General features: G+C 67.9%; 14 protein-coding genes. 11 read left to right on the top strand and 3 right to left on the bottom strand.

The window, feature by feature from the left end:
- The first annotated feature begins 44 nt into the window (after positions 1–44).
- Together DOL89_RS17460 and DOL89_RS17455 are read left to right on the top strand one after the other, a co-directional pair.
- A complete protein-coding gene (locus tag DOL89_RS17460) occupies positions 45–1,019 on the top strand; it encodes a DMT family transporter (RefSeq protein ID WP_404813516.1) in 975 nt (324 codons plus the stop codon).
- A 285-nt stretch (positions 1,020–1,304) separates the two neighbouring features.
- A complete protein-coding gene (locus DOL89_RS17455; RefSeq protein WP_119681340.1) occupies positions 1,305–1,745 on the top strand; it encodes an NUDIX hydrolase in 441 nt (146 codons plus the stop codon).
- Here DOL89_RS17455 and DOL89_RS25005 read toward each other — a convergent pair.
- Entirely contained in the window at positions 1,736–2,959 is a 1,224-nt protein-coding gene (locus DOL89_RS25005; RefSeq protein WP_162937625.1) for a sensor histidine kinase, read from the bottom strand. The genes DOL89_RS17455 and DOL89_RS25005 overlap by 10 nt on opposite strands.
- 210 nt (positions 2,960–3,169) lie before the next feature.
- On the opposite strand from DOL89_RS25005, the gene DOL89_RS17445 reads away from it, so the two are divergent.
- The 6 genes from DOL89_RS17445 (at position 3,170) to DOL89_RS17420 (ending at position 11,159) form a co-directional block, all read left to right on the top strand.
- Complete coding sequence (locus DOL89_RS17445) at positions 3,170–4,168, top strand: DUF5818 domain-containing protein (protein ID WP_119680657.1); 999 nt, start codon at positions 3,170–3,172, stop codon at positions 4,166–4,168.
- Between the two features lie 420 nt (positions 4,169–4,588).
- Positions 4,589–6,301: an ArnT family glycosyltransferase gene (locus DOL89_RS17440; protein WP_162937624.1), complete on the top strand. Its 1,713-nt coding sequence runs from the start codon at positions 4,589–4,591 to the stop codon at positions 6,299–6,301.
- Positions 6,302–6,383: 82 nt separating this feature from the next.
- Positions 6,384–7,772 carry a right-handed parallel beta-helix repeat-containing protein gene (locus DOL89_RS17435; protein ID WP_119680655.1) on the top strand — a complete coding sequence of 463 codons (1,389 nt, stop codon included), beginning with the start codon at positions 6,384–6,386 and terminating at the stop codon, positions 7,770–7,772.
- A 191-nt stretch (positions 7,773–7,963) separates the two neighbouring features.
- Positions 7,964–8,416: a (2Fe-2S)-binding protein gene (locus DOL89_RS17430; protein WP_119680654.1), complete on the top strand. Its 453-nt coding sequence runs from the start codon at positions 7,964–7,966 to the stop codon at positions 8,414–8,416.
- Positions 8,417–8,438: 22 nt separating this feature from the next.
- On the top strand, positions 8,439–10,634 hold the full coding sequence (locus tag DOL89_RS17425; RefSeq protein WP_119681339.1) for a xanthine dehydrogenase family protein molybdopterin-binding subunit: 2,196 nt from the start codon (positions 8,439–8,441) through the stop codon (positions 10,632–10,634).
- A gap of 198 nt (positions 10,635–10,832) precedes the next feature.
- Positions 10,833–11,159: a methyl-accepting chemotaxis domain-containing protein gene (locus DOL89_RS17420; RefSeq protein ID WP_119680653.1), complete on the top strand. Its 327-nt coding sequence runs from the start codon at positions 10,833–10,835 to the stop codon at positions 11,157–11,159.
- A 28-nt stretch (positions 11,160–11,187) separates the two neighbouring features.
- On the opposite strand, the gene DOL89_RS17415 is transcribed toward DOL89_RS17420, so the two are convergent.
- On the bottom strand, positions 11,188–14,718 hold the full coding sequence (locus DOL89_RS17415; RefSeq protein WP_119680652.1) for a YhaN family protein: 3,531 nt from the start codon (positions 14,716–14,718) through the stop codon (positions 11,188–11,190).
- Positions 14,715–15,962, bottom strand: a complete 1,248-nt coding sequence (locus DOL89_RS17410) for a metallophosphoesterase family protein (RefSeq protein ID WP_119680651.1) — start codon at positions 15,960–15,962, stop codon at positions 14,715–14,717. Before DOL89_RS17410 ends, DOL89_RS17415 begins: the two co-directional genes overlap by 4 nt.
- A 209-nt stretch (positions 15,963–16,171) precedes the next feature.
- Between DOL89_RS17410 and DOL89_RS17405 the strand changes: the two genes are divergently transcribed.
- The 3 genes from DOL89_RS17405 to dgcN all read left to right on the top strand — a co-directional run bounded on the left by DOL89_RS17405 (position 16,172) and on the right by dgcN (position 19,526).
- Positions 16,172–18,064 (top strand): diguanylate cyclase, encoded by a 1,893-nt coding sequence (locus DOL89_RS17405; protein ID WP_119680650.1) that lies wholly within the window; start codon positions 16,172–16,174, stop codon positions 18,062–18,064.
- A gap of 91 nt (positions 18,065–18,155) precedes the next feature.
- Positions 18,156–18,404 carry a hypothetical protein gene (locus DOL89_RS17400; RefSeq protein WP_119680649.1) on the top strand — a complete coding sequence of 83 codons (249 nt, stop codon included), beginning with the start codon at positions 18,156–18,158 and terminating at the stop codon, positions 18,402–18,404.
- An 87-nt stretch (positions 18,405–18,491) separates the two neighbouring features.
- Positions 18,492–19,526: an N-acetyltransferase DgcN gene (dgcN, locus tag DOL89_RS17395; RefSeq protein WP_119680648.1), complete on the top strand. Its 1,035-nt coding sequence runs from the start codon at positions 18,492–18,494 to the stop codon at positions 19,524–19,526.
- Positions 19,527–19,551 lie beyond the last annotated feature (25 nt).

The following is a 19,551-nucleotide window of genomic DNA, read 5'->3' as shown; positions in this document are numbered from 1 at the left end:
CGTGTCCTCCGTGTCTCGCGGCTGGCACGCAGCCCCCCTCCCCTCTGCCCGCACGCCCGCCCTCAGGCCTGTGCCCGGAGCGGGAGGTAGGACGGGTAGAGCCGCAAGATCGTCGGGATCGGTTCGCTGCGGCCCTGACGCTCGCGGCGGCCATCCTGCTCTGGGGCGCCAACTGGCCGGTCATGAAGATCGGGCTGGAGCATGTCTCCCCGATCTGGATGTCCGCCCTTCGCTTCGCCACTGGCGCGGGCTGTCTGTTCCTGGTGCAGGCGGTCCAGGGGACGCTGCGCCTGCCGCGTGCGGAGGACTGGCCGCTTGTCGCCTCCGTCGGCGGATTGCAGATGACGCTGTTCACGGCGCTGGTGGTGATCGCCCTGACCCAGCTGCCGGCCGGACGCTCCGCCATTCTGAGCTACACGACGCCCCTGTGGGTCGCACCGGCCTCCATCCTCCTGTTCCGTGAACAGGTATCGGCGGCGCGGATCGGCGGCGTGCTCCTGGCCATTATCGGGGTGGCGGTCCTGGTCAATCCGCTGACCATCGACTGGAGCCGGGAAGAGGTTATCCAGGCCCATGCGATGCTGCTGGGCGCGTCTTTCTGCTGGGCCGTCTGCATCCTGCATCTGCGCCATGCCAGGGGCTTGTCGTCCGCCTATGCGCTGGCGCCCTGGCAGATGCTGTTCGCGACCGCCTTGCTGCTGGTCGCCGCGGTCGTGATGGAGGGACCGTTCACGGGCGACGGCAGCGCCGGCTTCTGGGCCACGCTCCTCTTCATCGGGCCGGTCGCCACCGCCTTCTGCTTCTGCGCCGTGAACGCGGCCAGCACCCGGCTGCCGGCGACGGCCATATCGACCGTGATGCTTGGCGTGCCGGTCACCGGGATCGCCATCTCCGTCACCATGCTCGGCGAACCGCTTACCCCGGGCCTCATCGTCAGCTCCCTCGCCATCGCGGCCGGCGTGGCCCTGGTCGCCATCCCGGCCCGGCGCAGCTCAGCCGGCAGAGAAGTGCAATCGTGAACGCCCTTTCCGGAGCATTGCGGGCAGACACCCCGCTTTCCTCACCGAGCTGCTTGATCATTCTCATCGATAAGCCCTTTCGGGATAGGCGACCTAGGCCGTAGGTTGCCGTAGCCTGGACCAAGGTTGCCCTGAAAACAGGCAGCTCGGGCACCTATATGTCACAGCCAAGCCCCAATTGGCCCGGCTTTGGGTTGGTTGGATTTAGCTGTTTCATAAGCAAATGATGTAATGCTGTCCTTTGAGCCCATCGAACACAAGGCCGCCGGGCAGCATCGGGAATCGATGAAGAAGAACAAGATCAGCAGCGACGAGCCGCGCACACAGTACGCCGCACTTCCGTTTCGCATCGTGGACGGTTTTCCCCAGGTGATGCTGGTAACCTCCCGCGAGACGCGGCGCTGGGTGCTGCCCAAAGGCTGGCCGGAAAAGGACCACAAGCCTTGGCAGCTCGCCGCGCGCGAGGCCTATGAGGAGGCCGGTTTGATCGGCCGGATCGAGCAGAAGAGCATCGGCAGCTACCATTACAACAAGTGGCTGGACGAGAAGACCTTCGTACCCTGTCAGGTTTCCGTCTTCGTCATGCAGGTGGAGCGGCAGCTTGAGGACTGGCCGGAGAAAAGCCAGCGCGAAACCCGTTGGTTCACCCCCGGCCAGGCCGCCATGGTGGTGGATGAGGGCGGGTTGGTGCGGCTTCTGCTGGGGTTCGGCGCAGTCTACGCCTGAGGGACGGGCACATCGGGCCGGCAAGATGTTCCAGGCGGCTTCGGCGCATCCAGCATCGACCGCCAGCCGCCCTGGACCGGCCCGCTCTCGAACGTAGCCTCGATCTGGTTGGCCAAGGCGCGGACCAGCATCAGCCCGACGCCATCCTCCCCGCCCTGCGCCGCATCGCCATTGTCCTGGATCACCAGCCGGAAGCCGCTCTGGCCGGTATTCTCCAACCCGATATACAGAACGCCCCGGCGGTCCGGCGCGAAGCCGTGGCGCAGGCTGTTGTCGATCAGCTCGTTGGCGATGAGCCCGACGCGCAGCGCGGTGTCGCTGTCCAGCCAGACCCGCGCGCACCGCGCATCCACTTCCACCGCCTGCTCCAGCCCGTGCAGGCCGAGCTGACGCGCCGCGACTTCGCAGATCTGCTCGCCGACATCGACGCGGTCCAGCTCCTCCGTCGTGTAGAGGGTCTGGTGGATGCGGAACATGACGGCAATCCGCTCCCCGATCCTGTCCATCACGGCGCGGGCCGGCGTCCCTTGCCCCATTCGCACCGCCTCGACCTGGATGATGCTGGCGATGGCCTGGAGGTTGTTCTTGACTCGGTGGTGGATTTCACGGAGCAGCGCGTCCCGGTCGGCAAGGCTGCCGCGGAGCGCCTCCTCCGTCCGCCGGTGCGCCTCCACCTCCTCATGCAGCGCCTGGACGACGCACCGGACCTCCAGCCGTTCCACCACCATTTCCGCCAAGTCGATCAAAAGCCGCTTCTGCTCATCTCCGAAGTCCGGATGGGGGACATGGTCCAGAATGCAGAGCGTGCCGACCGCGTGCCCGCCTGCGGTCAGCAGCGGCGCTCCGGCATAGAAGCGGATATTGGTATCGCCGGTCACCAGCGGGTTTGAGCGGAAACGCGGATCGGCCCAGGTGTCCTCGACCACGAACGGTTCGGATCTGCGGATCGTATAGGCGCAGAAGGCGATATCCCGGTCGGTCTGGCAGACCGACAATCCGTAATTCGACTTGAACCACTGGCGCTGCTCATCCACCAGGCTGACCAGCGAAATCGGCGCGTCCAGAAGCCGGGCGGCAAGCCGGGTGACGCGGTCGAAGGCCTCTTCCGGCGGCGTATCCAGAACCCGAAGCCGGTCCAGCGCGTCGAGCCTGTCCCGCTCCGGCGTCAGCTCGGCAGCTCCGTCCGGGTCATGTCCGGAAGACGTCTGAGGCATGGCCATCTCGGTCCAGCTATGTTCGAAGTACCTGATATAGCACCACCCGGATAAGGCCCGTTCATCGCGGCGGGAGTACCCCGGTATGAAGAGGTGACCGGCGGTTTCCGTGCCGTCCGCCACGCCCTTTGCCGCCGCGCAAAGGAGGAACGCCCGGCCGGCATTGCTGGTTTGGACCATATCGGCTCATACCGGTACTGGAGGTCCGCCATGAATTCCTTCCGCCTGACAATCCTGCCAGCCGCCTGGATCATCCTGGCGATGACTTTTCCTGCCATGGCGCAGAGCGGGCCGCCAATCTCCTGGGAGGGATGGAAGCCCCCGCCGGGCCAGGGCGACCCGCGCCAGTCAGGCCCACAGCGGAGCTGGTCGGAACCGGAGGGGCTGCCGCCCCTTCAGTGCACCGGGACGGAGCCCTTCTGGTCCATGGAGTTGACCGCGGAAGATGCCCGGCTGTCCGGCCCCGGCCAGGATGACCGAATCTTGCAAACCGCCACTCCGCAGAACGTAGCCAACCGCAGTGGCCATTGGGTGGTGCCGCTGGAGGACCGCACCGGTGCGGCGGACGCCTATGCGGTGGTGCAGGAGGGCAGGTGCGGCGACGGCATGTCGGACAGCGACGACACCTATGACCTGCTTCTGATCGGAGCCGGGGCGGAACCGGTGGCTGGCTGCTGCCAGCGGCTGGAAGTGGCGATGGGGCCGCTGGTGGATGTTTCCCCGCGCCGCGCCGCGCCGGGCGAGGTGGTCACCATCAATGGCGAGGGATTTCCGGCCGGTGCGGACGTGATGATCGCCGCTGGGCCGCCGCAATCCGACTATCTTCCCCTTCTGCCGGCCCGCACCGACGAGGCCGGGCGCGTGCGGGCGGAGGTGCAGATGCCGCGCATCTCGGGCGACTATCCGGATTTCCTTTTCGCCATCCAGGTGCCGGAGCAGGGCATAGTGGCGACGTCGAGCCCTGTGGAGGTGGCCCAGGGCGGCGGAATGTCGGATTCCGCCGGGATCGTCGGCACCTTGACCCGCGAGGGAGTGGAGTGCCCGGCCATGCGTGGCGACGATGGCCGGCTCTATACCCTGACGGGGGCCGATCTGGGGCCTATCGGGCCGGGCGATCGTGTCCGGGTGTATGGCCGGGAGGCGCAGGCCAGCACCTGTATGCAAGGCACGACCATCTCCGTCACCAACGTGGAACGGCTGCGCCGTTAAGCATTTAGCGGACCTTCCACCCTGTAAATAAGTTGGAACGGTATTGTCACAGAATGCGGGTTCCTGTGTACATAACCGGGAACCCGACATGACTAAGCGGGTTCAATAGTACATGCATACACGTTGGATGTTTGCGAAAATGGCGCATACATCCTCCGCGCGGCTTAATGCTGCGGTGCAAAATCTCCGCTTCTCCTGCTCTCATGCTCCGCAAGCGTGTCGCTTGACTAGCCCTGCTGAGTGCGGCCGGTCCACCCCTGCGTAGTCGCGGAAGCTGCCGGACCGGGGCAAGGATGCCGCCGGGACCGCATTCCGATTTCATCCGGTGAGGAACCCACAGGGCCGGCGGCGCTGGCCATGCGCCGGGAATGCGCGTGTCCCCCCAGTCCATGCCTTCAAAAGCCAAGGAAAGGACGACGCATGCCGCCCTCCGCCGATGCCAGCGTCATTGCAGCACCGGGATCGCAGGTTGCCGGTCGCCGCGGATGGGCCCGGTCGGGATCGACGATCCTTCTGATCCTGCCGCTGGTGCTTTTGGCCGTCCTGTTCACGCGCCGGATCGATGATCCCAGCCTCGGCTTCCCGGATGCCGACCGCATCCTGATGGACGGGGTCTTCATCTACGATCTGGTCCGCACCCTGCCGCTGTCGAACCTACTGGAGTGGGCGCTGGGCTACTACGCCCAGTATCCGGCCCTCAGCATCGGCTATCGGCCGCCCTTCTTCCCGGCGGTGGAGGCGCTGTTCTTCGCGTTCGGCGGCGTCAGCATGGTGACCGCCCGGCTGGCCGTCGTTGCTCTGGCTATGCTGGGGGTGGCGGCGTGGACCCGAATGGTGTCCCGCATCTTCGACCCGCTGACGGCCAGCGCCGCGGCGGCCATGCTGGTGTCGCTTCCCTTCATCGCCCAGTGGTCCTGGTACACGATGGGCGAAGTGCCGACCATGTCCATGCTGCTGCTGACGGCATGGGCGTTCCACGGCTATGTGGACAGCCGGCGCCCGCGCGACGCCTATCTTGCGGCAGTTCTGTTCGCCATTGCCATGTGGACCAAGCAGACGGCCGCCTTCGCCGTGCTGTGGTTCGTGCCGTATATCCTGTGGGCCTGGGGGCCGCGGCAGGTTCTGGCCAACCGCACGGTCTGGGCCGCCGCCGCGCTCTGCACGGTTCTGGTCATCCCCCTGGCGGTGATGACGATCTGGCTCGGCGACCTGAACATCGCCCAGTCGGTGGGCGACAATCCGCGCGGAGAGCAGCTTCCCCGCTGGCACATCGACAATCTGGAAGTCTATCTGCGCTTCCTGGTGCAGGATCAGCTCACCTGGCCGGTACTGCTGCTGAGCGCCGTGGGCGCGGCTTGGGCAGTGATCCGGCGCGACCGGCGGGTGGTCTTCTTCGGGCTGCTGATCCTGGCCACCTATCTTTTCTTCACCGCCCTCAACGATCCGAAGCTGCCCCGCTACGCCATCTTCTGGGTGCCGGCCTTCTGTGTCCTGGCTGCCCTGCCGCTGCATTACATGCGTGACCGGCGGGCGGTCGCGGCCGGCGTGGCGGTGATGAGCGTCGCCGTGGTCGTGAATATCGTCGGCACCCTGCAGACCGTGCCGGCCTACCGCTCCGGCTATGACGAGGCGGCCGCCTATGTGGTGCAGAACAACCCCGGCCGCGCCGTCCTGATCCAGGCCCACAACAACGGCTATTTTACCTACTTCGTCCGCCAGTTCGATCCGCGGCGGCGGACCGTGGTGCTGCGTGGCGACAAGCTGATTACCTCTTCCGCCATTGAGGCGACGACCTGGCTCAAGGTCCACGCGCAGTCGCGGGAGGATATCCGCGAGATGCTGAGCCGCAACAAGGTCTCGATGGTCGTGGCGGAATCCCACGACTGGACCGGGCTTCCGATCCATAAGGACTTCCTGGAATATCTGAAGACGGATCACTTCAAGCTGCTGCGGACGATCCCCATCCAGTCGTCGATGCACGAACTGCCCAGCACCCACCTGAATATTTACGCCTTTGTTGCGCCTGTCGAAACAGCCGCGCAGGACCTTACCCTGGACGTCCCCCTGGCCGGCAAGCGGGTGCGCGTTCCCGCAGATGGCGGCCCGTTGCAGTTGGAGACGTACGAGCAGTGATGATGGTCTGTTTTCCCTGTTCCGGGCGGCTGGGCGACCGGCCGCCCGTTCCCATGTCGACACATGAGCGGAGCCGCATGGCATGAGTTCCGGCGGACCCGAAGGACTGACCCGGCGTCACCTGGCCGGGCTTGCAGGGCTGGGCGCACTGGGGGCATTCGGCGCGGCAGGCGCCGCTGCCGCACTGGAGCAGGAGGCGCCCGCCCGTACCTCCCCCGGCCGCGCCGGCGCCCAATGGGTGGACGTCACCCGACCGCCCTACGGGGCCCGCGGCGACGGCACCGGCGACGACCGCCCGGCCATCCAGATGGCCATCGACGCGATGGCGGAGAATGAGCGGGGCGGCGTCGTGTTCCTGCCGCCCGGCACCTACATGCTCTCCGCCCCCGGACTGAACCAGAAGACCGGCGTGCATCTGGTCGGGGCAAGCCGGGAGGCGACGCGGCTGAAGCTGCAACCGCGCCAGAACTGCTCCATCATCTGGGCGGACGCCGACAGGCAGGGTGCCTTCGCCGACTGCCGGGTGCAGTCCATGACCCTGGACGGCGACATCTTCGGACAGACCGACGGGTCGGACGAGGTGGCCGGAATCCGCTGGCACAACTCACGTAAGGAGAAGGAGTACGCCAGCGCCTCCATCGACGGGCATCTGGTGCCCCGTTGCGTCATCGACGATGTGGTTGTCCAGTCCGTGCGCGGGCGGGGAGTTCATCTGCGCGGATATGGCGACAACTGGATCATCAACACGATGGTCAGCAATACCCGGTACGAAGGCTTCGCCCTGGTGGAGGGGTTCGATAACCGGGTCATGAACTGCATCGCCGCGGCCACCGGGCGGGAGGGCTTCCTGCTGAGCCAGTCGAACACGATGCTGATCGGCTGCAAGGCGTATTTCACCGGCGAATGGAGCTTCGATTCCGGGGAGCGGCTGGGCCACGGGATGAGCATCGGTGGTACCTGCAACATCATCCTGGGATGCGAGGTGCAGGATACCTGGGGCGATGGGTTCCGCATCTGGAATCCCCGTACCCGTGGGCGCCGGGTAGGCAGCGGACATGCCCGCATGAACCAGATCATCGGTTGCCTTGCGAACGGGGTCGGCTCGGTGGACAAGGCGTTCGAGGACAAGAAGAACCGGTCGGAGGAGTGCGCCGCCTTCCGCATCGCCGACGGCGGGCAGGTGGAGAACAACCTGATCGAAAGCTGCCTGCATGTAGACCGCTATGCCATGTGGGGCGGTAGCCGGAAAACGCGGACGGAGCTGGGCGCAGCCATCGATGGCGGCAAGCTGAACACCATCCGCTTCCATGAAGCGCAGGAGCAGTCCTCCCGCCACTCGCCGCGGGTGGCTGCGGATAGCGGCCTCATCGTCCGCAACGGGGTGGAGTTCTTCGGCGTCCCGACCAGCAATCCCGGTCCCGGCCGGCTGTGGCTGGACCCGAATGCCGGCAATGTGCTGAAGCTGGGCTGATCCTGCCCAGCTTCCGCCGCCCCGGCCCGTGACGGCGCTCACAGCCACATACGCGCCATGCTGTACATTCATGGTCAGGCCATTCCGGCCCGGCACGGGCGTGCTTTGCTTTGCCGCCCGAACCTTCTATTCCTGCATCGGGGCCGCTCCAGACGGCCGTTTTCGATCCTGCATTCTGGCGGAGGCGCGACATGAAACTGACCATCAACGGTGAGGAGCGGACCCTGGACATCGATCCGGAGATGCCGCTGCTCTGGGCGATCCGCGACGAGCTGGGGATGACCGGTACGAAGTTCGGCTGCGGCGCTGCCCAGTGCGGCGCCTGCACCGTGCATCTGGACGGTGTGCCGACCCGCTCCTGCGTCACCCCGGTTTCCGCCGCCGAGGGTGTCGCCGTCACCACCATCGAGGGCGTCGCCGGCCCGGTGGCGGAGGCGGTTCAGGCCGCCTGGACGGAGCTGGATGTGCCCCAGTGCGGCTACTGCCAGTCCGGCCAGGTGATGTCCGCCGTGGCGCTGCTGACCGAAAACAAGAAGCCCACGGACGAGGATATCGACGCCGCGATGTCCGGCAATCTGTGCCGGTGCGCCACCTATCAGCGCATCCGCGCCGGCATCAAGTCCGCCGCGACCAAGCTGGCCTGAGGGGAGAACGACCATGCACCCGATGATGCGCTACGCCCGTCACCTCTCCGCCCCGCTCGCCGATGCCCGCCCCAGCCGCCGCGGTTTCCTGCTGGGCGCCGCCGCAGCCGGCGCCGGCCTTACCATCGGCCTGAATGCCCTGCCCTCACTGGCGGCCGAGGGCGCTGCCCCGGCCCCCGCCCCGGTCAACCCGTTCGGCTCCTACATCAACATCGCCCCGGACAATACCGTGACCGTCAAGGTCGCGCACATGGATATGGGACAGGGCGTGTTCCACGGCGTCGCCACGCTGGTGGTGGAGGAGCTGGGCGCCGACTGGTCCCAGTTGAAGATCGAAGGTGCGGCAGGCGATCCGAAGACCTATGGCAATCTGGCCATGGGCGGCGCCCTCCAGCTCACCGGCGGTTCGACCGCCATGATGTCGTCCTGGGACCGCTATCGTCAGGCCGGCGCCATCGCGCGCACCATGCTGGTGAACGCCGCCGCCGAGGCCTGGAAGGTTCCGGCCTCCGAGATCACCGTGGAGAAGGGCCGCTTGGTCCACGCCTCGGGCAAGAGCGTCACGCTGGGCGACTTCGCAGATGAGGCGGCCAGCCAGCCCATGCCGGCCGACGTGGTGCTGAAGACCCGCGACCAGTGGACCCAGATCGGCAGCGAGCAGGTTCGCCGCTTCGACAGCCGCGCCAAATCCACCGGCAAGCAGGATTTCACCATCGATGTGCGCCTGCCCGGCCAGCTCACCGCCGTGGTGGCCCACCCGCCGCTGTTCGGCGGCAAGGTGAAGAGCATCGACGACAAGGCCGCCCGGCAGGTGGCCGGCGTGGTCGATGTGGTGCCGATCTCCCGCGGCGTCGCCGTCGTGGCGAAGAACACCTGGGCCGCCATCCAGGGCCGCGAGGCACTGAAGGTGGAATGGGACCTGTCCGCGGCGGAGAAGCGCGGCAGCGCCGAGCTGATGGCGCGATACAAGGAGATCGCGGCCAAGCCCGGCGCCCAGGTGGCGGTGGAGCGCGGCGATGCCGCCGCCGCAATGAAGGGGGCCGCCAAAACCCTGACCGCGACCTTCGAGTTCCCATATCTGGCCCACGCCGCAATCGAGCCGCTGGACGCCGTCGCCCGCATGCAGGACGGGGTGCTGGAGGTCTGGGGCGGGCATCAGGCCCCGGATGTCTATCAGCAGGCCGCGGCCAAGGTCGCGGGTCTTTCCCCCGACAAGGTGCGGATGCATGTCATGAAGACCGGCGGCGGTTTCGGCCGGCGCGCGGTGTTCGACGCCGACATCATCGTCGAGGCGGTGGAGACGGCCAAGGCCATCGGCTGGAAGGCCCCGGTCAAGGTGCAGTGGACCCGCGAGGACGACATGACCGGCGGGCGCTACCGTCCGTTGACGGTGCATGCCGTCAAGGTCGGGCTGGACAAGGATGGCGGCATCGCCGGCTGGACCCACCATGTGGTCGGCCAGTCCATCATGGCCGGCACGCCCTTCGCCGGTCCCGGCGTGGACCAGACCATGGTGGAGGGAGTGTCCGACACCCGCTACGCCATTCCGGCCATGAAGGTCGAGGCCACGGCAACCGAGGTCGGCGTGCCGGTGCTATGGTGGCGTTCCGTCGGGCACACCCATACCGCCTATGTGATGGAAACCATGCTGGACATGGTAGCGGCGGAGACCGGAAAGGACCCGGTGGAGCTGCGCCGTAGTCTGCTGAAGGACCATCCGCGTCATCTGACCGTGCTGAACCTGGCGGCGGAGAAGGCCGGCTGGGGTGGCAAGCTGCCGGAGGGCCGTGCCCGCGGCATTGCCCTGCATGAGAGCTTCGGCAGCGTGGTCGCCCAGGTGGCCGAAATCTCCATGGAAGGCGGTCTGCCCAAGGTCCACAAGGTGGTCGCGGCAGTGGATTGCGGCATCGCCATCAACCCCGACATCATCCGCGCCCAGATGGAAGGCGGCGTCGGCTTCGGCCTCGGCGCCATCCTGCGGGAGGAGCTCACCTTGGAGGATGGTCGTCCGGTCCAGACCAACTATGACAGCTACACGCCGCTCCGGATCGAGGACATGCCGGTGGTGGAAGTGCATATCGTCCCCTCCGACAACCACCCCAGCGGCATCGGCGAGCCCGGCGTTCCGCCTGTCGGCCCCGCCGTCGCAAATGCGATGCGCGCCCTGAACGGGCAGACCGTGACCGTGCTGCCCCTGTCCAAGGGCCTGTCGGTCTAAACCGGGAGGAACTTGCCCCAACGATGCGCCGCGGCGGGGTGAAAACCGCCGCGGCGACTTTTTTTTGGAGCAAAACAACGGCTTTCTTGTTGGCACCACTTACGTAGTCGGGCCGGCCTGTTCGCAGATAAGAAAGTGCGAATATTCCTAGCCGGCGGCGAATTACATGATCTGGACCAGACAAGAGGACCTTGAGGCATGAAGAGCCTGTTCACCGCATCCACTATCCTTGCAGCGGGACTGGCCCTGTCCGCCTGTGCCAGCGACGATCCGCCCACCTTTGGCGAGCGGCTCCAGAACCAGGGCGCCGGGCTGGAGGAGATCGGCCAGACCTGGTCCCAAGGTGCGGAGAAGGTCCGTGAGGGCGAGAAGCTGGTCGCCAAGGGCCGGGAGCAACTCGAAGATGGCCGCGAGAATGTGGATGAGGGCGAGGAGCTGATCCGCGATGGCCGCCGGATGATGGCGGACGCGGAAAGCCGCTACGGCCAGACCGGGGCCGTGCCGCCGGGCGCCCCGCCCCAGTGATCCCGCGCCGGAATGGAGCGGCGCCGGCTCAGGCCGGCACCGGCTCCGCTTCCGCCTGTGCCAGATTATGGATTCGGACCGCACCCGCCGGCAGGATGCGCCGCGCCGCCTCCGCCACATATTCGTGGTGGGTGAACAGCAGCACCTGTGTCGACCGCCCCAGATCGGCCAGCGCCCGCAGGCCGGCCTCCGTCCGCCGCTCGTCCGAGGTGATGAAGAGGTCGTCCGCGATGAAGGGTAGCGGCTCCCCGGCTTCGATCGCCCGCTCCACCGCCGCGATGCGGAGCGCGAGATAGAGCTGGTCGCGGGTTCCCTCGCTCATCCCCTCCACGGGGCAATGGCTCTCATCCCGGCGGATGCCCACCACCACCGGATGGTCGGCATCGGCATAGTCCACTGACAGCCGCACCACAGGATTATCGCCGGTCCCCGCCATCAGGCCGAACAGGGCGCTGGCGCGGCGGATCATGGGATGCTCGTTGGCGGCGCGGTACCGCTCCACGGCACGGGACAGGATGTGGCAGGCGGCTTTCATCCGTATCCAGGTGGCCGCATGCTGCCCCATGGTGCGGGCGGCGTTGGCGGCATCCTGGGCTGCCCCGCGGATGCCGTCCCGCGCCTCCAGCGCCTTCAGCTCCGTCTGCGCAGCCGTAACCGCGCTTGCGGCCTCCTGAAGCGCGGCGTGCAGCCGGGCAGAATCCTCCTCCAGCGTCATCATTTCGGCGGCGAGATCGTCCGGATCGATCTCCTGCACCTCCGCCCGCAGTTCCTGGTCGTCCAGACCGTCGCCATGGCCGATCAGGTCCTGCCGCGCCTCTTCCGCCTGGGCTGCCAGCCGCGCGCGCTCCAGCGCCAGCCGGGCCAGAGCGGGGACGTCGGCATCGGAGTCCAGATCGTGGGCGGAGCGGAGTGCGGCCAAGACGGCCTCCTCCGCTGCGAGCTTGTCCTGCGCGGCCTCCCGGGTCTGGCGGGCGCGGGCAAGCTGGCGCGCATGCTCCTCAATCCGGGTCGCGGCGGTATGCGCCTCCGCCCTGCGCCGGGCCAGGGCCGGCACCAGCTCCAACGGGTCGGCGGCACGATCCAGGCCATCGGCCGCCGGTCCCAGCCGGTCCAGCAACTGCGCCAGCCGGGTACGATAGCTTTCCAGGTCCTTGGCGATGCCGTCGCGCCGGTGCCGCCGCTGGGCGACATCGCCCAGCGTCTTGCCGATCTGCTCCCACACGCCCAGCGCCGCTTCCGCCGCACCGGGGCCGGCCTGTTGGGTCAGGCCGATCAGCGGCATGTCCACGGCCCAGTCCCGCATCCAGGCGGCGACCTTGGCGCGCACCGTCTCCAGCTCACGCCTGCGTGCGGCCACAACGGCGCGGCATTCCTCCGCCCCCGACCGCAGGGTGCGGAAGTCCGTCCAGACCTGTTCGGCGGCCTGGAAGGCGGTGCGCACCCGGTCGCGCAAGCTGGCCGTATCCAACCCATCCGCCCAATCCAGCCCCAGCGCTTCCGCCGCGCGCAGCAGGTGGCCGCGCACGACCTCCTCCTCCGCCCGCACCTCCGCCAGCCAGGCAGCCGCACGGCCGGCGACATCCAGGCGGCGCAGCACCTCGTCGCGCCGGGCCAGCCAGTCCCGCATTTCCCCCGGCCGGCCGGGCAGCACGCCGCTGGCGCTCCACAGCGCCTGCCAATCGGCCTTGGCCTCGGCCGACTGCCGATCCAGATCGGTGAGCCGCCGCGCCACTTCGGCTGCATCCGCCTGCGCCTGCACCCTGGCCGCGGTGAGCTTGGCGAAGTCCGCGATGCGCTTGGCTTCCACCGCCACGCGGTCGGCCAGCTCGTCCGCCTCGCGCAGGGCTGCCTCGAACTCCGCATCCTGCGCAGGGTTGGGCAGCAGCCCTTCCGCATGCAGGCGGCGCAGCCCCGCCCAGGCCTCGTCCCGGCGGGCGCGGGCGGCACGCACGGCATCGGGCGTCGGCACCGTGCCGGCTGCCTGCAGCCCGGCCAACTCCGATTCTACCCGGCGCAGCTCGGCTGCCAGCTTGTCGGTCTCCTCGATCCAGCGGGCGCGTTCGGCGGCGCGCGCCTCCGCCTGCCGCTCATGCTCCGCCACCAAGGCAGCGCTGGGCACCGGCACGCGCGCAAGCTCCTGCGCCGTGCCGGCCCAGCGGCCCAGCTGGTCCAGTGCCAGGGCGAGGTCGCGTTGCGCCTCCTCCAGCCGCAGCTCGCCCTGCTTCAGCCGCACGATCAGGTCGCGTGCATCGCCGGCCTGGTCCAGTGCTGCCCGTGATATGGCTGGGTCCGCCGGATTGCTCAACGCCTGGAGCGCCTGTTCCTTGCTCCGCAGGGCCTCCTCGGCCTCGGCCAACTCCTTCTCCGCGCTTTCCCTTTGGGCGTCGATGCGGGCGCGGAGTTGGATATGTTCGCGGATGCGGGCGATGACGGGGCGGGCGGGCAGCATCGGTTCCACGCTGCCGGATCGCACCTCCAGCCCCAGCTCGCGGAGCTGATCGGCAATGCGTTCCTCCGCCAAAGCGATGTCGCGGCCCAGCTTGGGATGGTCCGCCAGCTTGGTGCGGAAATCGCCAAGGTCGGTGACCAGCGCCTCGATCTCCCCAGCCAGGAGCGGCCAGGGACCGGGATCGCCGAGGTCGGCCCCGGCCTGCTCCAGCACCGTCAGCATCTCGGAAGCCCGACGCACCTCCTCTGCCGCCACATGGCGGAGCTGGAGGGCGTCGCGCCAGCGCTCCTCGAACCCGTCGGGCAAATCGGGGGCGGCGGCCAAGGCGGCCAGCGCCGTCGCCGCATCGTCCAGCCGGCGCAGAATGGGCTGGATGCGGCGAATGCGCTCCAGCTTGCTGCGCCGGCGGTTGAGGGCGGCCAATTCACCATTCAGTGCCTGCCGGCGCTCCTCCGCCGCCTGGACGGCGCCGCTGGCAGCCGCCCATTCCTCCGCCTTCAGCGCCTGCTTGCGGATACGCTCCTGTGCCTCCGTCCAGGCTCCCTCTGCCGCCCAATAGGGCTTGGCGGCGGAGCGACGCTGGTCCAGCGCACCGATAGCATCCGCCTCCTTCTCCAGCCCCGCCACGATGCCGGCCAAGCCGGCCAGTCCGCTGCCGGCCTCGAACAGGGAGCGGGCGAGGTCGCCGCCGGCCGCCAGCATGGCGTCCCCGCCCTTGCGCAGGCGCAGATGGTCCAGCGCGAACATGCGCTCGAACCCCTCCCGGTCGATGCCGCCCAGGAACCGCGCAAGAACACTGTCGGGAAGAGCCGCCTCGTCCGGCGTCAGCAGCGTGTTGGCGGTTCCCTTACGCCGCTTGAAGCTCAGCTTCTCCCCGGCCGTATTGGTGATGGCGGCCCCCAGGCGCAGCCGGTCGTAGCTGTGCTTGAAATTATACGGGGTGCGCGCGGGGATGCCGAACAGCAGGTCGCAGATGGCGGCCAGCGCCGTTGACTTGCCGCCCTCGTTCGGCGCGTGCACCACATGCAGCCGCACCTCGCCATCCGACAGGTCCAGCGCATGGCCGTCGAAGATGCCGAACCGCTCCAGCTCCAGCCGGTCGAACTTCATCGGCCATCCTCCCCCAGCAGCCGGTCCATCAGCATGGCCTGCGCATCGGCCAGGACCCTGTCCAGCAGATCGCCGTCCAGGGCATCAAGCTCCGCCTCTTCCCGCACGGCCGGCGGCATCTTGGCGAGACCCTTTTCCAGCATGGCGCGGATTTCCTCCCGCTCGGCGGGGTCGCTGCCGATATCCTCGATCGTGCGCAACAGGCTGCCCAGCGCGTCCCCGTCCAGGGCGGCCGGGCTGACGGCGTCACTGGTTTCCACCCGCACCTGCTCGATCCAGATATCGCCGCCGGCCTGGGCGGCCAGAGCCTCGCACTCCGCCGCCGTGCGGTCGGGATTTCCGGCCAGCGCCCGGTGAGCCGCCGTGGTTCCGGTCAGGCGCAGCCGCAGGGCCAGGGTCCGGCCCTCCGCCGCTTCCACGGCCCGGTCCAACGTGGCGCGCACCCGGTCCCAAGCGGCGTCCTGGTCGGCAACACCGGTGAGGTCGCAGGCTGCCTGTTCCCAGCGCACCGCATCCATGGGCACATGCTCCACCGACCGGATGCGCCCGCCCTCCGCTGTAACCAGGCTGAAGCCCTTGGCGCCGGTCTCATTGGCATGGCGGCCCTGAAGATTTCCCGGGAAGACGATCCAGGGGTCCTGGCTCAGCACCATGCGCTTGTGGATGTGGCCCAGCGCCCAGTAGTCATAGCCCTTCACCGCCATGTCGGCGATCGTGCAGGGGGCATAGGGCGCGTGGCCGTACTGGCCGTCGGCGGCGGTGTGCAGCATTCCGATGTTCAGCAGCCCGGCCTGCGGCGCGGGATATGAGGCCGCATAGTTCTCCGTCACCGCCCGGCTGGGAAAGCTGCGTCCATGCACCGCCACGCCCAGATTCTCCAGCACCCAGCTTTCCGCCTTGCGGGAGGAGAAGAGATGCACGTTCTCCGGTAGGCGGAGGTTCCGGGTCATCAGGTTTTCGGCATCGTGGTTGCCCTTGATGAGCCCCACCCGGATCCCGGCCCGGCACAATCGCGCCATGGCGTCCACGAAGAACAGGCCGGTGGTGAAGTCCCGCCAGTCGCCGTCATAGAGGTCGCCCGCGATCAGTACCAGATCGACCCGCTGCTCCACCGCATAGTCCACCATCCGGGTGAAGGCGGTGCGGGTGGCCCCCGCCAGCTCATCCCCCCGCGCACCCGCCTTGGCGCGCAGCCCTGAGAGCGGGCTGTCCAGATGGATGTCGGCAGAATGGATGAAGCGCATGCGAAACTCTCCGGCGCGGTGCTGCCCCACCGTGGCAAAGTGGCGTAACCCGATCAAGGTCTAGTATGTTCCTTCCCCGTTTTCCCCAAGATGCGCTGTGGACAGGCTGTGACCTTCGCAGCAGCTGCACGGTCATGACGCGGAAACGTTGATTACGAAGCGATCCAGGGCTATGCAGGTCTGGCTACTGCTTACGGTCGTATGCCACCATGCCTTCCCCATCCCCCAGCCGTTCCCTTCTTGCCGAGGTGGCTTGGCGGCTGACGCTCTGGGCGGTGCCGGTGGTGCTGGGCATTACGGCGCTTGGCTATGAGTATGTCTACCGCCGGGAGGAAGCTGAGGCGCTGAGCCTTCTGACGGCACAGCTTGTGGAGCAGGCGGAGCGGGAAGCGGAAATTTTCCGGCTGGCGGAGGAGAATGCCGCCGCATGGCGCGACCGCTTCCTCACCCTCTACGCCGATCCGACCGTCCTGCCCGATCCGCCATTCGATGACTGGTTCGCCCGCGACAGCGAGGGCGCCACCCGGTTGCGGGAAGACTTCTTCACCGGCCGTGCCGGGGAGGATGGCCTGCCCCAGGCCGGCACCAGCGGCTTCGTCGGCAACAATGTCGTCACGTTCGATGCGGAGTTGCGGCGGCGGCTGGTGCTGATCACCAAGCTGGTAAGCCAGTACGGGCCGGGCTGGCTGCCCCGCTTCACCAATTTCCATGTCTCCCTGCCGGAGAATGCGCTGATCATCCACTGGCCGGCGGAGCCATGGGGGCTCAAGGCGCGGGCCGATCTTCGGATGACCGATTTCACCACGCTGATGGCGACGCTGGTGGCTCATAATCCCGACCGCAGGCCGGTCTGGACCCCGCTCTATTACGATGAGACTGCCGGAAGCTGGACTGTCACCTACCAGCTTCCCATTGATGCGGATGGGCGGCATCTGGCCAATACCAGCTTCGACATCACACTGACCGATCTGGTGGAGCAGCTGATCCGCAGCCGCCTGGACGGGGCGGTCAATCTGGTCATCACCGGCGATGGACACCTTGTCGCCGGCCCCGACCTGCTGAGCAGCGACAAGCAGGCCCTGGGCACCGTGCCGGTCGCCAAGCTGGGCAATCCGGGGGTGAGCTGGATCTACGAGCAGGTCACCGCCGAGCCGCCGCAGGGAAACGGGGCCGTGCGCGTGGTCAGCGACAAGGACCGGGAGGCCTGGGTCGCCATCACCCGGATCGACGGGCCGGATTGGACCTATGCCGCCATTTACCCGAAGCATCTGGTGGCAGCCACGGCGCATCAGGCGGCCAGCGCCATCGTGGTGATCTCCCTTGCCCTGTTCGCCCTGCTGATCGCCATCGTCTTTCTCGTGCTGCGCGGTCGCGTTGCCCATCCGATCGCCGCGCTGGAGACGGCGTGCGAGCGTATGGCGGCGGGCGACTATGACAGCATTGCCGATGGCCGCTTCCCCCTGCCTGTCGGCGACCCGTCGGAGATCGGGCTCCTGGCCCGGTCCTTCCGGGAGATGACGGTGCGGGTGCGCGACGGCAGCCAGAAGCTTGAATCGCTCGTCTCCGCCCGCACGCAGGCGCTGGAGGCGGCGAATGCCCGCCTGTCGGAGTTGAGCCTGAAGGACGGGCTGACCGGCGCCTTCAACCGCCGCGCCTTCGACCAGGATCTAGCACTGGCGTTCGAGCGGGCGAAGGAAGGCGGGGGCCACTTCTCGCTGCTGCTGTGCGACGTGGACCATTTCAAGCGCTACAACGATATCTATGGGCACGATGCCGGCGACAATGTGCTGCGCGGGGTCGTCCAGTGCTTCATCGCGCTGGTCCGAGGCGGGGACCGCGTCTACCGAGTCGGCGGGGAGGAGATCGCGGTGATCCTGAACGACGTGGATGAGCGCGCCGCCCGCCCTGTCGCCCATCGCATCGTCAAGGCCGCCCAGGATCTTGGCCTGCGCCATGAAGGCAGCGCCCATCAGGTGGTGACGGTGAGCGGCGGGCTGACCGGTTTCTCGCCCGGCATGGCCGACCCGCGGGAGATGATCCGGCTGGCCGATTCCAAGCTCTACCGCTCCAAACAGCTCGGCCGCAATACGCTGACGGTCTGACCGCCGCCGCAATCCTTCCACGTCCTGACGGTTGAACCTGGGTGCCGCCCGCGATCTGGGGCAGCGTTCCGTAGTGTCAGGAGCAGTCAGCGTGGAACAGGACGGTCCGAAGCAAGATCCCAATCCCGAGCAGAAGGCCGAACAGACCGCCGAGCAGAAGCCGAAGAGGCGGTCCACCCAGAAGGTCGGCCCATGGGAATGGAACTGGCACCCCGCGGACCCGCAGCCCATGCGCAGCATTTCCCCCGCCGACCTGTCGCCGGAGGAGCGGGCGCGCCTGGAATCCAGCATCGGCGGCCTGTCGAGCGCCCGCAAGCCCCGGTCGGAGAAGCCGGAATAAACGCACGCGGGCTGCCACCTCCGGCAGGGTTGGCAGGCTGCCCGCATTGCGGCTTGATGAAGGGCTGAATCGCAAGGAGTTACCTCCATGGCGATCCCCACCATCGCCTTGCCCTATCTGCTGTTCATCGGCAGCGCATCCGATCCATTGACCGCCAAAACGGCCATCGGGGTGCGGCACTGGCGGCCGGAGGCCTGCGTGGGTCAGATGCGGCTGCCGGGCTGCACCGTGGATCTGGACCTGCCGGACCTGGATCTGCGCCAGGGCCTGGAGCGCGGCGCCCGCACCCTGCTGGTGGGCGTGGCCAACCGCGGCGGACGGACCGACCCGGCCTGGATGGCGCTGATGCAGGAGGCGCTGGAGCTTGGCTACGATCTGGCCAGCGGCCTGCATGAACGGCTGGCCGCGATCCCTGAGCTGGCACGGGCAGCGGAAGCGAACGGACGGACCATTCACGACGTCCGGCATCCGCGGAGCGAGTTCGCCATCGCCACCGGCCTCAGGCGGCCAGGCAAGCGGCTGCTGACGGTGGGCACCGACTGCTCGGTCGGCAAGATGTTCACCGCCCTGTCCGTGGCTGCGGAGATGAAGCGGCGCGGCTGCAACGTAGATTTCCGCGCCACCGGCCAGACCGGCATCCTGATCGCCGGCAGCGGCGTGTCGGTGGACGCGGTGGTCAGCGACTTCGTGGCCGGCGCCGTGGAGGCGCTGTGTCCCGCCAACGATCCCGACCATTGGGACGTGGTGGAGGGGCAGGCCAGCGTGCTCCACCCCAGCTATGCCGGGGTCACAACCGCTTTGGTCCATGGCAGCCAGCCGGATGCCATGATCCTCTGCCACGAGCCGCGCCGCCCCCATATGCGCGGCCTGCCCCATTTCGCTGTGCCGGGTCTGGCCGAGACCATCGCGGCGCATGAGGTGGCGGCGCGGGTCACCAACAGGACCGCGCGCATCGTGGCCGTCAGCCTGAACACCCACCATTTGGACGAGGCGGCGGCGCGGGCCGAAATCGCCCGGGCCACGGCAGAGACCGACCTGCCGGCCACCGACCCGGTGCGCTTCGGCCCCGCCATCCTGGCAGATGCCGTACTGGCGCAGGACGGACCGATGACATCGGCCTGAAACAGAGGCGCAATCCGACGGACAT

The sequence above is a fragment of the Indioceanicola profundi genome (assembly GCF_003568845.1).
Classification (GTDB): Bacteria; Pseudomonadota; Alphaproteobacteria; order Azospirillales; family Azospirillaceae; genus Indioceanicola; species Indioceanicola profundi.
This window is presented reverse-complemented; position numbering and strand designations above follow the sequence as displayed.